This window comes from Xanthobacter aminoxidans, from assembly GCF_043193615.1.
In the GTDB taxonomy this organism is placed as follows: domain Bacteria; phylum Pseudomonadota; class Alphaproteobacteria; order Rhizobiales; family Xanthobacteraceae; genus Xanthobacter; species Xanthobacter aminoxidans.
In genome coordinates, this window is the sequence record NZ_JBAFUS010000001.1 from 1,451,550 (window position 1) to 1,465,400 (window position 13,851).

14 protein-coding genes and 1 tRNA gene are annotated in these 13,851 nt (G+C 67.4%); 3 read left to right on the forward strand and 12 right to left on the reverse strand.

Annotation, left to right across the window (positions count from 1 at the left end):
• Positions 1-69 precede the first annotated feature (69 nt).
• The 4 genes from rpsA to V5F74_RS06550 form a co-directional block, all read right to left on the reverse strand.
• A complete protein-coding gene (rpsA, locus tag V5F74_RS06535) occupies positions 70-1,797 on the reverse strand; it encodes a 30S ribosomal protein S1 (RefSeq protein ID WP_024280439.1) in 1,728 nt (575 codons plus the stop codon).
• 345 nt (positions 1,798-2,142) lie between these two features.
• Entirely contained in the window at positions 2,143-2,667 is a 525-nt protein-coding gene (locus V5F74_RS06540; RefSeq protein ID WP_394006911.1) for a universal stress protein, read from the reverse strand.
• A 102-nt stretch (positions 2,668-2,769) separates the two neighbouring features.
• Positions 2,770-4,320: a M48 family metalloprotease gene (locus V5F74_RS06545; RefSeq protein WP_029555352.1), complete on the reverse strand. Its 1,551-nt coding sequence runs from the start codon at positions 4,318-4,320 to the stop codon at positions 2,770-2,772.
• A 20-nt stretch (positions 4,321-4,340) separates the two neighbouring features.
• A complete protein-coding gene (locus V5F74_RS06550) occupies positions 4,341-5,342 on the reverse strand; it encodes a hypothetical protein (RefSeq protein ID WP_394006913.1) in 1,002 nt (333 codons plus the stop codon).
• 106 nt (positions 5,343-5,448) lie between these two features.
• Between V5F74_RS06550 and V5F74_RS06555 the strand changes: the two genes are divergently transcribed.
• A tRNA-Arg gene (locus V5F74_RS06555) sits at positions 5,449-5,525 on the forward strand.
• Between the two features lie 371 nt (positions 5,526-5,896).
• On the opposite strand, the gene V5F74_RS06560 is transcribed toward V5F74_RS06555, so the two are convergent.
• From V5F74_RS06560 to hisB, 8 genes are all read right to left on the reverse strand, one after another.
• Positions 5,897-7,297 (reverse strand): carbohydrate porin, encoded by a 1,401-nt coding sequence (locus V5F74_RS06560; protein ID WP_394006914.1) that lies wholly within the window; start codon positions 7,295-7,297, stop codon positions 5,897-5,899.
• Positions 7,298-7,519: 222 nt separating this feature from the next.
• A complete protein-coding gene (gene coaA, locus V5F74_RS06565) occupies positions 7,520-8,491 on the reverse strand; it encodes a type I pantothenate kinase (RefSeq protein WP_024280444.1) in 972 nt (323 codons plus the stop codon).
• A 16-nt stretch (positions 8,492-8,507) separates the two neighbouring features.
• Positions 8,508-8,834: a phosphoribosyl-ATP diphosphatase gene (locus V5F74_RS06570; RefSeq protein WP_029555356.1), complete on the reverse strand. Its 327-nt coding sequence runs from the start codon at positions 8,832-8,834 to the stop codon at positions 8,508-8,510.
• Positions 8,835-8,969: 135 nt separating this feature from the next.
• Positions 8,970-9,743: an imidazole glycerol phosphate synthase subunit HisF gene (gene hisF, locus V5F74_RS06575; RefSeq protein ID WP_029555357.1), complete on the reverse strand. Its 774-nt coding sequence runs from the start codon at positions 9,741-9,743 to the stop codon at positions 8,970-8,972.
• Between the two features lie 7 nt (positions 9,744-9,750).
• Positions 9,751-10,488: a 1-(5-phosphoribosyl)-5-[(5-phosphoribosylamino)methylideneamino]imidazole-4-carboxamide isomerase gene (gene hisA / locus V5F74_RS06580; RefSeq protein WP_081762729.1), complete on the reverse strand. Its 738-nt coding sequence runs from the start codon at positions 10,486-10,488 to the stop codon at positions 9,751-9,753.
• Complete coding sequence (gene hisH / locus V5F74_RS06585) at positions 10,476-11,075, reverse strand: imidazole glycerol phosphate synthase subunit HisH (protein ID WP_245279424.1); 600 nt, start codon at positions 11,073-11,075, stop codon at positions 10,476-10,478. Before hisH ends, hisA begins: the two co-directional genes overlap by 13 nt.
• A gap of 60 nt (positions 11,076-11,135) precedes the next feature.
• Positions 11,136-11,621 carry a DUF2628 domain-containing protein gene (locus V5F74_RS06590; RefSeq protein ID WP_051678757.1) on the reverse strand — a complete coding sequence of 162 codons (486 nt, stop codon included), beginning with the start codon at positions 11,619-11,621 and terminating at the stop codon, positions 11,136-11,138.
• A gap of 46 nt (positions 11,622-11,667) precedes the next feature.
• Positions 11,668-12,261 carry an imidazoleglycerol-phosphate dehydratase HisB gene (hisB, locus tag V5F74_RS06595; RefSeq protein ID WP_024280450.1) on the reverse strand — a complete coding sequence of 198 codons (594 nt, stop codon included), beginning with the start codon at positions 12,259-12,261 and terminating at the stop codon, positions 11,668-11,670.
• A gap of 168 nt (positions 12,262-12,429) precedes the next feature.
• Between hisB and V5F74_RS06600 the strand changes: the two genes are divergently transcribed.
• Together V5F74_RS06600 and hslV are read left to right on the forward strand one after the other, a co-directional pair.
• The gene (locus V5F74_RS06600) at positions 12,430-13,221 is read left to right on the forward strand and encodes an alpha/beta fold hydrolase (protein ID WP_394006918.1); all 792 of its coding nucleotides are present in this window, start codon (positions 12,430-12,432) and stop codon (positions 13,219-13,221) included.
• A 60-nt stretch (positions 13,222-13,281) separates the two neighbouring features.
• A complete protein-coding gene (hslV, locus tag V5F74_RS06605; protein WP_024280452.1) occupies positions 13,282-13,827 on the forward strand; it encodes an ATP-dependent protease subunit HslV in 546 nt (181 codons plus the stop codon).
• Positions 13,828-13,851: the final 24 nt, after the last annotated feature.

Here is a 13,851-nt window from a genome sequence, read left to right on the forward strand (position 1 = left end):
GGTTGAAAAAAAGGCCGGTGCAATGCACCGGCCCTTCGTTCTTCAGAGAAATCCGATCGCGTGGAGCGATCAGTCTTCCTTGTCCGCCTCCTCGGCGGTGTCAGCCGTGTCGGCGGCGCGCTGCTTCAGCGCGGCACCCAGGATATCGCCGAGCGAAGCGCCCGAATCCTGCGAGCCGAACTGGGCCACGGCCTCACGCTCTTCCGCGATCTCCATCGCCTTGATGGAGACCTGCACCTTGCGCGCCTTGCGGTCGAACAGGGTGACGCGGGCGTCGAGCTTGTCGCCGACCGAGAAGCGCTCGGGGCGCTGGTCGTTGCGGTCGCGAGCGAGCTCGGAGCGCTTGATGAAGGCGGAGAGGTCGGTGCCGGTGAGCTTCACCTCGATGCCGCCGTCCTTCACGTCGGTGACTTCGCAGGTCACGACAGCGCCCTTCTTCACCTCGCCCGCGTCGGCGAAGGGATCGCCGGCCAGCTGCTTGATGCCGAGGGAGATGCGCTCCTTCTCGACGTCCACGTCGAGCACCACGGCCTTTACCATGTCGCCCTTGCGGTATTCGTCGATCACCTGCTCGCCCGGACGGTTCCAGTCGAGGTCGGAGAGGTGGACCATGCCGTCCACATCGCCATCGAGGCCGAGGAACAGGCCGAACTCGGTCTTGTTCTTGACCTCGCCTTCCACCACGGCGCCGGGCGCATACTTCTCGGCGAAGGCCTCCCAGGGGTTCTGGAGGGTCTGCTTGAGGCCGAGGGAGATGCGGCGCTTGGCCGAATCCACTTCCAGCACCTGAACCTCGACCTCCTGGGAGGTGGAGACGATCTTGCCGGGGTGGACGTTCTTCTTGGTCCAGCTCATCTCGGAGACGTGGATGAGGCCCTCGATGCCGGGCTCCAGCTCCACGAACGCGCCGTAGTCGGTGATGTTGGTGACGCGACCCTTGAAGCGGGCCTCCACCGGATACTTGGCCTCGATGCCCTCCCAGGGATCGCCCAGAAGCTGCTTCATGCCGAGCGAGATGCGGTGGGTCTCGTGGTTGATCTTGATGATCTTGACCTTCACCGTCTGGCCGATGTTGAGCACCTCGGTCGGGTGGTTCACGCGGCGCCAGGCGATATCGGTGACGTGCAGCAGGCCGTCGATGCCGCCGAGGTCAACGAACGCACCGTAATCGGTGATGTTCTTGACCACGCCGTCGATGGCCTGACCCTCTTCGAGGTTCTGCACCAGCTCGTGGCGCTGCTCGGCGCGGGTCTCTTCCAGCACGGTACGGCGGGAGACGACGATGTTGCCGCGACGGCGATCCATCTTGAGGATCTGGAAGGGCTGCTGGTTGTGCATCAGCGGGCCGACGTCGCGGATCGGGCGGATGTCCACCTGGGAGCGCGGCAGGAAGGCCACGGCGCCGTCGAGATCGACGGTGAAGCCGCCCTTAACCTGATTGAAGATCACGCCGAAGACCTTCTCGTTGGCCGTGAAGGCCTTCTCGAGCTTGACCCAGCTCTCCTCGCGGCGCGCCTTGTCGCGCGAGAGGACGGCTTCGCCCATGGCGTTCTCGACGCGCTCGAGATAGACCTCGACCTCGTCACCCACCTTGATGGCGTTCTCGCGGCCGGGGCCGGCGAACTCGCGCAGGGCGACACGCCCTTCCGTCTTCAGGCCGATATCGATGATCGCCAGATCCTTCTCGATGGCGACCACGATGCCCTTGACCACCGAACCTTCATTGGTGTCGGCGCGGCCGAAGCTCTCGTCGAGCAGGGCGGCAAAATCCTCACGGGTGGTTTCTACGGCGGACATTCACGCTCCAGACTTGCTGCGCCGGCATCTCGTGTTGCGAGGCCCGAACCGCTCGGATGCCCGCCATTCCGAGGGAATGACGAACGGCCGCCGCAAAAGCGGCGGGCCGGCGCGAAGGCCGGGCGGCACAGGCGATGAATTGAGTGTCGATGCGCGCTCACAGAAAGCCAGGGCGGGCTGCCTCCGACGATCAGGACCGCGTATACCGCCGGTCCCTGCCCACCCGGGCGGCTCCCCGCTTGAGGGAGCGCGGCCACGAACCGGGCTCACATAGGGCAAAAACCCCGCTGGCGCAAGGGCTCGCGCAATCCTGCTCCCACAAGGCTGGCCGTCCGGAAGGCGCGCTCAGCGGCCGGGGGCGAGGAAGGCCGGGCTGGGCTCGGGCCACTCTACGCTGCCCGCGGGCTTGGCCTGGACGGCAGGGGCCACCTCCTCCCGCACCACCAGCACGGGAAGGCCGGAGTGGGTGAGCACCTTGGTGGTCTCGCTGCCCAGGACGACGGCCGACAGGCCCCGGCGGCCATGGGAAGCCATTACGATCAGGTCGCAGCCCTCGGCTTCGGCGGTGGTGATGATGCCGTGGAAGGGCTGGTCGTCCTCCACATGCACCTGCTTCGCCTCGACGCCCGCTGCGGCGGCGGTGGCGGCGGCCCGGGAGAGCACCGCCTCGGCCTTTCGCCCGGTCTGGCGCCGATATTCGGCTTCCGTATCGGCGATCTGGTCGGCTTCGGTGCTGAAGAGGTGGAAGCGCTCACTGGCGGTGACGATCACAAGCGCCGCGTGGAGCGCCGCGGCGAGCGCGACGGCGTGGGAGACCGCAAGGTCCGACAGCGCCGAGCAGTCGGTGGCGACGAGAATCTTCTTGTACATGGCTCCCTCCCGCAACGAGAGCCGAGATCATAGCAGCGGGGGGCGGCATAGCGGCTTGCGCGCCATCAAATCGCCGGGAGCGGAGAATGGGGCACCCGCCCCTCAGTCGGCTATGATCTTGACCTTCTCGCCATACTTCAGCCGGGCATTGGCATCGAGCCCGTTGAGGATGAGGAAGCGCTCCACCGGGCGGTCGGGCACCTGCATCTTGCCGGCGATCTTCTCCACATTGTCGCCGAGCCCCACCTGGACGATTCGCACGCGCAGCGGCTTCACCGTGTCCGCCTCTCCCGAGGAGACGCGGCGGAAGGTATCGGCGGCGGCGCGGAACTGCTTGTCCAGCTCCGGCGTCAGCTCGCGGGCGGCGAAGATGAGGCGGTAGACGTCCGAGCCGAAGCGGATGGCGAACATGCGGAACGACCACTGGTCGCCGCGCGCCACCGCCGTCGCCGCGCTGAAGCCGTTCACGGTGAGCGATTCGACCGTGTTGATCTCCACCCCGTCGATCCAGCCGGAGGAGAGATATTGCCCCAGGGACTGGTCGGCGGGGATGCGCACCGCATCGAGCCGCAGCGCCTCGCGCCCGGTCTGGGTGGCGCCGAGCACCGCCTGGGAGGTGTTCTCCAGCGAGAAGCCTTCCGGCGCCATGAAAGTGAAGCCGAGCTTGGGGTGCAGGAACTTGCGGCCGCGGACGAAGCCTTCCTTGGGATCGTCGCCGTAGACCATGCCGTTGATGACGCTGAAATAGGCGCTGCGGTCCCGCTCGCCGTCCGACGGCCCCGCCGCCGGGGCATATTGGCGGGCATTGGCGATGGCGATGGAGATACGCTCCGGCGTCGCCGGGTGGGACGACAGGAAGTCCATGTCCGGCGTGGTGGAGGACGAGCCGGAGAAGGCCGTGCTCTTCATCTCCGAGAAGCGACCCATATCGGTCAGGAAGCGCGAGGCGCCATAAGGGTCAAATCCCGCGCGCGCGGCGATGCCGACGCCGATGGCGTCCGCCTCCAGCTCCTGCCCGCGATTGAACGAGGCGAGCGTGCGCCGGCTCTTCTGCATGGCGAGGGCGCCGAGATCGGGATCGTTCACCACGTCGGAGATGACGCGGCTCACCAGCACCGCCTGCTTCACCTGGTCCTCGCGGATGGTGGCGTGGCGGGCGATGACATGAGCCATCTCGTGGGCGAGCACCGAAGACAGCTCGGACGTATCGTTGGCCAGCGCCAGCAGGCCGCGCGTCACGTAGAGCGAGCCGTCCGGCAGGGCGAAGGCGTTGATGGCCGGCGAGTTCAGAACGGTGACGCGGTATTTCAGGTCCGGCCGCTCGGAGGCCGCGACAAGGCGCTCCACCACCTTCTGGATCAGCGCCTTGAGCTCGGGATCGTCATAGGCCCCGCCATAGCTCGCCACGAGCTTTTCATGCTCGCGCCGCTGGCTGGGCGACATATCGGCGAATTCGGATGCCGCGCCGGTGGAGGCGAGCGGCACGCTCACCTGATCGAGGTCGATGCCAGCGCACCCGGTGAGCCACAGAGGGAGCGCGACGGCGGCACAGGCGAACAGCGCGCGCAGGCCGGAGCGCCGGGCAAGCGCGCGCGCAGGCGCTTCCGCCCGAACCCGCCTCGCCGCACCCTGCCCTCTCAGCGCCTCACGCACCCAGCACCTCATGCTTCCGTTCACCGCTCCCGGCGCCTCGACGGCAGCGCCTGTGCATCGGGCAGGTTTTCGACCTTGCCCTCGATGCGCAGCACCTCGCCCCGCCGCCGCGGCGCCATGGCCGGCCCACCTTCCTCGCGGACGACGCCCCTTACCTGGATAAGGGCTCCGCGCAAGATGGCAGGATCGAGCCTATCGCCCAAGATTGTGGCGAAATCCTCCCTCGTCAGCATGACAGTGAAATCTTGCTTCCAGCTTGCCCCGAAATTCAGAAAAATCCGGTCGCGTCCGCCGACGGCGAGCACCGTTCCTTCTGTAACGGAAAAAAGGCCGCGCCGTTCCGCCATGGCCTTTTCATCGCCGGCCGGGGCGACCGCCGAGGCCAGGCTCCAGATGCCCCGGCGGGCGATGCGCGCCTCTGCTTCGGCAGAAAGGCGCTGGGCGGCACAGAAGGTATCCCCTTCCGCCGTGGCATAGCCTGCCCCGGCCCGAACCAGCGCCGTGGCAAGATCCTCCCGCCGGGCGTCTCCCGCCGCCGGACAGACGAGCCGCGCCGTCCCGGCAAGACGGCCGTGACGATCGAGCGTGGCCGTGGCCGGCGTAACCGCGCAGCCATCGAGCACCGAAGCCGCCGCATCCGCGGCGACCGCGAGCATCTGCGGGTCGGGCGAGAGCCGGGTCGGCAAGGCGACGCCTTCCGGGGCGAGGCTCCGGCCGTCGGCAAGTGCGAGCGCCCCCGCATCGCTCCAGCGCGCCACGCTCCCGGCCGCATCCGTCCCGCCGCCTGCGCAATCGGTGGCCGCCGGGACGGCAGCCCTCTGCGCCGGGCGGGCGGCGGCAGGAGAGATGGTTTCGAGGATCAGCCCACCGGCAAGGGCCAGACCGCCCACCGCCAGAAGACGCGCCAGCGCCCGCAATGAATGCGTGTGGCTGCGCCCCCCTGCGCGCGCTGATGAATGGCCTAGCGTCATGCGGCAACGATAGCGGCAACCGCCCTCCGGATTGAAGGCCGGCCCGATCAACTGTCCTTACGCCGCCTTACGCCGGCGTCCGGCTCCCGCCTCGGACGGGGGAAGCCGCCATCCGGCCCCTTCCCTCCCGGCGTGCCGCGATTTAGAAGGAGGGCGTGTCCCGGTAGCTCAGCAGGATAGAGCAGCGGTTTCCTAAACCGCAGGTCAGGGGTTCGAATCCCTTCCGGGACACCATAGTTTTCAATGAATTAACCATGCTCTGCGCATCAGCGAACAGGTCGGCCTCGGCATGGCCTATGTCGGCCAGTGCGCAGACAGCGTGACGGTCAATGCCTTCCGGGCCAACCTGGCGCACCGCATCCAGCTGACGATCTGCGCCCTTGCGTCATGCTACTTGGTCGCATAGCTCGCAACGTGCATACCGCTCTGGTTGCAGAGACAAGGTTGGGGGCAAGAATGGGCAGGATCGGGCGCGTGGTGATCATGGCCGTGGTGCTGGCGGCTGTCGGCGGGTGTCAGCTCTCGAACCCGAGAATGATCGTGACTCCGCATGACCGGCCGTCGGGGCCGTTCCCCCAGCCGTGAACTGACGGCCGGGCGCGCCCTCAGAAGGCGACCGTCGTGCGCAGGCCCACCACCCAGGCGTTTTCATTGACGGGCGAGGTGTAGCCGCCGGGATCGATGACGTATTGCAGCGAGGCCTTCAGGTTCAGCCAGCCCGTTGCCTGAAACCCGTAATAGGCTTCCAGCACGTATTCGTTGTGCTGCACATAGCCCGGGCCGAGCCCCAGCCAGTTGGCCTCGGCCTGCGCGGTTGCGAGCCGCGGATTGATGCCGGTCGTTCCGATGGCGAAGCCGATGTCGTCATCGGGGCGGCCTGCGAACGTGCCGTGCTGCTGAAGGCCCCACGCCACCTGATAGAGTTGTGTGGAGGTCCGCGGGTCGGCATAGGTGAAGTTGAAGAAGCTCCACAATCCCTGCTTCGGGTTCGGCCCCTGGGCATTGCCGGTCAGCTGCTGGATGAAGGAAACATAGAAGCCGTAGCGCCCATAATCCTGGGCATAGGGCAGCCCCGAGATAAGCTGGGGCTGCCCGTTGATGCTCGTGACGGCGTTATCCGCGGTCGCGGTATCGAACCATCCCCCGATCTTGTAGGTGCCCGACAGATTCCAGAGCGTCGGCGTCCATTTCAGCTCCAGGGGCACCAGGGCCCCCTCGGAACCGGACGGCCAGCTGGGCAGCAGCGCCCACTTCGCCTGAACCGACAAATAGGTCTGGTTTTCGTCGTAGACGGCGGCTGAAAAGGTCAGGTCATCGGTGAGATGAACCTTCAGGACGCCACCCCACTGGCTCACCGGCCAGTTGAAGATGTAGTTCCCGGCTATATTTCCGGGAACCGAGCCGCAGAAGGTCAGATTGATGAAATCGCAGCGCTCGAAGCCGAAATCGGCGCCGACGGCGAGGCGGCCGACCTTGATGTCAACGGCGCCGTCGAACAAGGCCTGATTGTAGTGGAAGTCCACGAGGCGGACGATGTTGCCGCGGCCATAGACCTCGTTCATCAGCATCAGCGCCGGAATGTTGGCGACTTCCGCGAGGTTGTCGCCCCAGCGGCCCACGAGCGTGATGCCGAAGGTACCGCCGGTGATGTTGGCCAGCTTCTCCATGTCGAAGAGGGCCTGGATGGAGGCCTGGCCCGCATTGGCGCCCGTCTGCTGCGTACCGCCCGACAGGTTTCCGACCGTCTCGTTGACCAGCCCGCCGGAGATGTCGATTCCCTGCTCCTTCAGCCGGCTCCGCCCCAGATCCCCGAAGAGATAGGGTCGGGTCAGGAAATCGTCCGACGCGACAGAGGACGGTGCCGCCGTGCCGGCCGCTGCAAGATCGCCCGCGAGAGCCGGAGCCGCAGCGGATACCAAAAGCGCGGGAATGAGCGCGAGCCGTGTCTGCGCCGTCCGGCCGCAGGCACGGCGGCGTCGATCGTCAGATCGCCTCGGTCGCCTCATCCGCCCTATTCCCATCCAGAGAGCCTACAGAAAACGCAGAATCGCCTGCGTAGAATGCACGTTTCCGCGCCTGTCGGACCTGTCTGAACGAAAAGAAGAGCTAAATACCAACGAAGTCGCCGTCCCGTTACCACTCCGGCCAAGCTTCGATGGTCGACCGCGGGTTCATGCCGCCAAAATCACGGCGAACGGTCCGTCACGCGCCCGTCCGGGGGCATCGTTTCACAGCCGCCTGAGGCTCACCTCGGCCACTTCGTGGCGGCCGGCCTTGCGCAGGATGAGGTCGGCGCGCTGGCGGGTGGGCAGGATGTTGTCCTGCAGGTTGACGAGGTTGATCCGCCGCCAGATGGAGAGTGCGGTCGCCTGCGCCTCGTCGTCGGAGAGCTGCGAGTAGCGGTGGAAGTAGGAGAGCGGGTCAGTAAAGGCGGTCTCGCGCAGGCGCATGAAGCGCTCCACGTACCAGCGCTCGATCACGTCCTCGTCCCCGTCGATATAAACCGAGAAGTCAAAGAAGTCGGAGACGAAGGGGATCGCCTTGCCATCCTTCGGCGGGCGCGTGGTCTGGAGCACGTTCAGCCCCTCCACGATAAGGATGTCCGGCCGGTCGATCTCCACATACTGGTCGGGCATCACGTCGTAGAAGAAGTGCGAGTAGAGCGGCGCGCGCACCGGCCGGCGACCGGCCTTGATGTCGGTGAGGAAGCGCAGCAGCAGCGCGACGTCGTAGCTCTCGGGAAAGCCCTTCTTCTCCATCAGCCCCTCGCGCTCGAGGATGGCGTTGGGCAAAAGAAAGCCGTCGGTGGTCACGAGGTCCACCTTGGGCGTGTTGGGCCAGCGGGCGAGCAGCGCCTGCAGCACGCGCGCTGTGGTGGACTTGCCCACCGCCACCGAGCCGGCGACGCCGATGATATAGGGCATCTTCTGCTCGCCCGCCGCCTCGCCCTCACGGTGGTCGAGGAAGTGGCTCATGGCGCGGTAGAGCTTCTGCGTCGCCGCCACATAGAGCGAGAGCAGGCGCGAGAGCGGGAGGTAGATCTCCTCCACCTCCTTCATGGAGAGGCGGACGCCGAGGCCTTCCAGCCGTGCGATCTCGTCCGGCCGCAACGTCATGGGCGTGTCGCGGCGCAGCTTCGCCCACTCCTCGCGGGAGAAGGAGCGATACGGGGAGAGGCCGGGGTCGATGGGCCGGTCCATGATCGCGATGTCTCTGTCAGGCGGTGGGACGGGCGGCTTTTTCGGCGAGACCGGACTGGGCGGTCCTCCGCGCAAGCTCGGCATGAATGTCGGCGAGGCTCACGCCACGGGCCTTGAGCACCACCATCAGGTGGTAAAGCAGGTCGCTCGCCTCTCCGACGAGGTCCTTCTCGCTGCCAGAGACGGCGGCGATCACGGTCTCCACCGCCTCCTCACCCAGCTTCTGGGCGCATTTGGCGACGCCCTTGTCGAGCAGGGAGCGGGTGTAGGAGGAGCCGGCGTCCGCCGAGGCCCGCGCCGCGACGATGGCTTCGAGGTCGGCGAGGGAGAAGCTGTCGCTCATCGGGTCGGCCCCACAAAAAGGGTCAGGAACGAAGGCACTGAAGCATTTTCAGCGACTTGGGGAGCGGTTCGCATCAAGAAAATGCGAGAAACGGGTTAACCGGAAGCGCTGCGGCACCGCCGTTCCCGGCGCGGCTCAATCGAGCCGTACCGGAAGACCGGCCTCGGCCAGCCGGTCCTTGGCCTCGCGCACCGTGAAGGTGCCGAAGTGGAAGATCGAGGCAGCGAGCACCGCCGAGGCGCCGCCATCCCGGATGCCCTCCACCAGATGGTCGAGGATGCCGACGCCGCCGGAGGCGATGACCGGCACATGCACCGCATCCGCCACCGCCCGGGTCAGCGCGCAGTCGAAGCCCTGTCCGGTGCCGTCGCGATCCATGGAGGTGAGCAGGATCTCCCCGGCACCGAGGTCCACCACCTCACGGGCATACTGGATGGCGTCGATGCCGGTGGGATTGCGGCCGCCATGGGTGAAAATCTCCCAGCGGTCCGTCTCGCCCGGCAGCGACACCTTCTTGGCGTCGATGGCGACGACGATGCACTGCTCGCCGAACTTCTCCGCCGCCTCGCCCACGAAGGCGCGGCGGTTCACGGCAGCGGTGTTGATGGAGACCTTGTCCGCCCCGGCATGGAGCAGGGTGCGCACATCGTCCACCGTGCGCACGCCGCCACCCACCGTGAGCGGCATGAAGCACTGCTCGGCGGTGCGGCGCACCACGTCGAGGATGGTGCCCCGGTTCTCGTGGCTGGCGGTGATGTCGAGGAAGGTGAGTTCGTCGGCCCCGGCGGCGTCATAGGCGCGCGCGGCCTCCACCGGATCACCGGCGTCGCGCAGATCCACGAACTGGACGCCCTTGACCACGCGGCCGTCCTTCACGTCGAGACAGGGGATGACGCGGACCTTCAGCATGGCGCACCTATCGTCCCGCCACCAGCGCGAGGGCCTCGCGCGGGTCCAGTCGCCCGTCATAGAGGGCCCGGCCGGTGATGGCGCCTTCGAGCTTCTTCGCGCCCGGCGCGAGCAGTCCCTCGATATCCGCCAGGGAGGCGAGGCCGCCGGAGGCGATCACCGGCAGCGAGATGGCCTCGGCCAGCGCGATGGTGGCTTCGAGGTTGAGGCCCTTCAGCAGGCCGTCGCGGGCGATGTCGGTGTAGATGATGGCGGCGACGCCCGCATCCTCGAAGCGCCGGGCGATGTCCACGGCGGCAAGCTCGGACGTCTCCGCCCAGCCTTCCACCGCGACGTGCCCGTCGCGGGCGTCGAGGCCCACCACGATGCGGCCGGGATGGGCTTTCGCAGCTGCCTTCACGAAGTCCGGGTCGCGCACTGCGGCGGTGCCGAGGATGACGCGGGTGACGCCCTTCTCCAGCCAGCCTTCCACCGTGCGCATGTCGCGGATGCCGCCGCCGAGCTGCACCGGGATGGAGACCGTCTCGAGGATTCGGTCCACCGCCGCCGCGTTCACCGGCTTGCCGGCGAAGGCGCCGTCGAGGTCGACGAGATGCAGGTAGCGGAAGCCGAGGCTCTCGAACTCCTCCGCCTGGGCGGCAGGGTCGCGGTTGAAAACGGTGGCCCGCGCCATGTCGCCCTGTTCGAGGCGCACGGCGAGGCCGTCCTTGAGGTCGATGGCCGGAAAGAGGATCACGGATGCCACTTCAGGAAATTGGCGAGGAGCGCGAGGCCGAGGGTCTGGCTCTTCTCGGGATGGAACTGGGTGCCGGCGACATTGTCCCGCGCCACCGCGGCGGTGATGGTGCCGCCATAATCGGTGGTGGCGAGGAGGTCGATGCCGTCCGCCGGCTTGAGGTGGTAGGAGTGGACGAAATAGGCATGGAGCCCGGACGCGCCGGTGGGAATGCCGGCGAGCAAAGGGTGCTCGCGCGCGATTTCCAGCGTGTTCCAGCCCATGTGCGGGATCTTGAGGGTCGGATCGTTGGGGGTGATGCGGTCCACCTCGCCGCGGATCCAGCCGAGGCCCTCGGTGACGCCGTGCTCCAGCCCGCGCTCGGCGAGAAGCTGGAGGCCCACGCAGATGCCGAGGAAGGGACGGCCCCTGCCCTTCACCGCCTCGGTCATCGCCTCCACCATGCCCGGCACGGCATCCAGGCCCGCCCGGCAGTCGGCGAAGGCGCCGACGCCCGGCAGCACGACGCGATCGGCGGTGCGCACTACCTCGGGGTCGCTGGTGACGACGACGCTCTGGCCGGCATCATGGGCGAGGCTCTGCGCCGCACGCTCCATGGCCTTGGCGGCGGAATGCAGGTTGCCGGAATTGTAGTCGATGATGGCGACGGTCACGCCTCAGGCTCCCGGAAAGGCGCCGATGACGCCGGATGAGCCGCCCGGAACCGGGAAGGACGGGCGAATGGCCGGAAGGGCGGAGGCGGCGCGGGCCGCGGGAAACAGGCCGTCCCACTCGGCAAAGAAGCGATGTTCCGCCTCGTCCCGGTCGGCGGCGACCACCACGGCGGTCTCCTCATAGCCGAGGCGCTCCAGCTTGCGCTGCCGCAGGCGCGGCAATTCCAGGGCGAGGAGGACATGGAAGCCGATCATCACCGCGTTGCCGACCCCATCGGCGACGCCGACCCAAACTTCCGCGAGGCCCATGAGGACCATCACCGCCACATAGGCGGCGAACACCAGCCACAGGCGGAAGCGCAGCAGCACGATGGGGGCGAAGAACAGCGTCACCCAGGAGAATTTCTCGCGCACGAACACGGTGCGCCCCGCCGCCTGCTCGGCGGTGTCGCCGGGGACGGTGCGGGTCAGAACGGTCCAGCTGGCCATGGCTGCCTCGTCTCCTGCCTCGGTTCCTGCCTCGTCTCAGCCCGCCTCAGGTGCCCAGCGCGCCCTTGGTGGAAGGGATCTCCCCCGCCGCCGCCGGGTCCACCGCCACAGCCGCGCGCAGCACCCGGGCGAGGCCCTTGAAGCAGCTTTCCGCGATGTGGTGCGCGTTCACCCCGTACAGCGTCTCCACATGCAGGGTGACGCCGGCATTGGAGGCGAAGGCCTGGAAGAACTCCCGCACCAGCTCGGTGTCGAACTCGCCGATCTTCGGCACCGCGAACTCGGTGCGGAAGACAAGGAACGGCCGGCCGGAAATGTCGATGGCGACGCGGGTCAGCGTCTCGTCCATGGGCAGGAGCACGTCGGCATAGCGCGTGATGCCGCGCATGTCGCCGAGCGCCTTCTTGACCGCCTGGCCGAGCACGATGCCCACGTCCTCGGTGGTGTGGTGGAAATCGATGTGGAGGTCGCCCACCGCCTTGATATCGAGATCGAAACGGGCGTGGCGGCCGAGCAGGTCCAGCATGTGGTCGAGGAAACCGACACCGGTGGCGACAGACGTCCGCCCCGTCCCGTCGAGGTCGACGGCGAGCGTGACGCTGGTCTCCTTGGTCTCGCGGACGATTTCGGCCTTGCGCATGGAACTCCTCCAAGGCTGCGGCTTCTATCAGCAACCTCGCTGCAACGCCATATGGCGATGAGATGACGGCGCGCGCGACGGAATGCTACGCCTTTCCCAGCGTCACCCGCCTCGCGCCGACGCGCCAACTATGGCATAGCGCACCCGTCAACCCGACGGGGATCGCCGATGCCGACGACGCACAATGACGGGCTGGAGCTTGCGTATCAGGTCAGCGGCGAAGGCCCGCCCCTGCTCATCATCTCCGGCCTTTCGGCCGAGCGCTCCTTCTGGGCCCTGTCGCGCCCGCTGCTGAAGGGCTTCACCCTCATCGAGTTCGACAACCGCGACATCGGCAAGAGCCAGCGGGCCAAGGCGGCCTACACCGCAGCCGACATGGCCCGCGACGCCCTCGCCGTGCTCGATGCCTCGGGCTTCGAGAAGGCCCATGTCATCGGCCATTCCATGGGCGGCATGATCGCGCAGGAACTCGCCATCGCCGCGCCGCAGCGGGTGAACCGGCTGGTGCTCTCCAACACCATCGCCCGCAACGATCTCTACACCACCGAAATCATGCGGCTGTTCAAGGAGCTGCGGCTCCAGCTCGACAACGAGCTGACGTTCGGCGCGGCGCTCACGACCTTCGTGCTCGGCATGCGCACGCTGAACAAGATCCCGCTTTTTGCGGCGGTCCAGCAGTCGCTGGACGCCGGCCTCTACCAGGAGAAGGACGCCTTCATCCGCCAGGTGGGAGTCTGCGTCGGCTTCGACAGCCTTGCCCGCATCGGCACGATCACCGCGCCCACCCTCGCCATCTATTGCGACGACGACCGCCTGTTCTCCCCGGCCATGGTGCGCGAGGTGGCGAACGGCATTCCCGGCGCGAAGCTCGACGAGATCATCGACAGCGGCCACTGCCCCATGGTGGAGGCGCCGGAGAACTTCTGCACCACCGTGCGCACCTTCCTTGACGGAAACTGAGCGGGAAGCGAGTTGCGTCAGCCGCGGAAGCGCATAAGTAAGCCCCAAGCGGAGCACTTCATGCATTCCCCTGATACCATTTACGGCACCACCATCGTCACCGTCCGCAAGGGCAACCGCGTCGCCATCGCCGGCGACGGGCAGGTCACGCTCGGCCAGACCGTCCTCAAGGCCAATGCGCGCAAGGTGCGCCGGCTGGGCCGGGGTGACGTGATCGGCGGCTTCGCCGGCGCCACAGCCGACGCCTTCACGCTATTCGAGCGGCTGGAAGCGAAGCTGGAGCAGTATCCCGGCCAGCTGCAGCGCGCCGCCGTGGAACTCGCCAAGGACTGGCGGACCGACCGCTACCTGCGCCGGCTGGAGGCCATGATGATCGTGGCCGACGCCTCGGTGTCCCTCGTCCTCACCGGCACGGGCGACGTGCTGGAGCCGGATGCGGGCGTGGCCGGCATCGGTTCGGGGGGCATGTATGCCCTCGCCGCCGCCCGCGCCCTCCTCGACCGCGAGGAAGACCCGGAAGCGATCGTGCGCCGCTCGCTGGAGATCGCGGCGGACATCTGTGTCTACACCAACCGGAACATCGTCGTGGAAACCATCGGGTCCTGAGCGCCCCCGGCCCCCGCGATAAGG

Excerpts from the sequence above, each read along its gene's own strand:
- rpsA (WP_024280439.1), bottom strand. The coding sequence starts at position 1,797 with ATGTCCGCCGTAGAAACCACCCGTGAGGATTTTGCCGCCCTGCTCGAC.
- V5F74_RS06540 (WP_394006911.1), bottom strand. The coding sequence starts at position 2,667 with ATGTACAAGAAGATTCTCGTCGCCACCGACTGCTCGGCGCTGTCGGAC.
- V5F74_RS06560 (WP_394006914.1), bottom strand. The coding sequence starts at position 7,297 with ATGAGGCGACCGAGGCGATCTGACGATCGACGCCGCCGTGCCTGCGGC.
- coaA (WP_024280444.1), bottom strand. The coding sequence starts at position 8,491 with ATGGACCGGCCCATCGACCCCGGCCTCTCCCCGTATCGCTCCTTCTCC.
- V5F74_RS06570 (WP_029555356.1), bottom strand. The coding sequence starts at position 8,834 with ATGAGCGACAGCTTCTCCCTCGCCGACCTCGAAGCCATCGTCGCGGCG.
- hisF (WP_029555357.1), bottom strand. The coding sequence starts at position 9,743 with ATGCTGAAGGTCCGCGTCATCCCCTGTCTCGACGTGAAGGACGGCCGC.
- hisH (WP_245279424.1), bottom strand. The coding sequence starts at position 11,075 with ATGGAGCGTGCGGCGCAGAGCCTCGCCCATGATGCCGGCCAGAGCGTC.
- V5F74_RS06590 (WP_051678757.1), bottom strand. The coding sequence starts at position 11,621 with ATGGCCAGCTGGACCGTTCTGACCCGCACCGTCCCCGGCGACACCGCC.
- hisB (WP_024280450.1), bottom strand. The coding sequence starts at position 12,261 with ATGCGCAAGGCCGAAATCGTCCGCGAGACCAAGGAGACCAGCGTCACG.
- V5F74_RS06600 (WP_394006918.1), top strand. The coding sequence starts at position 12,430 with ATGCCGACGACGCACAATGACGGGCTGGAGCTTGCGTATCAGGTCAGC.
- hslV (WP_024280452.1), top strand. The coding sequence starts at position 13,282 with ATGCATTCCCCTGATACCATTTACGGCACCACCATCGTCACCGTCCGC.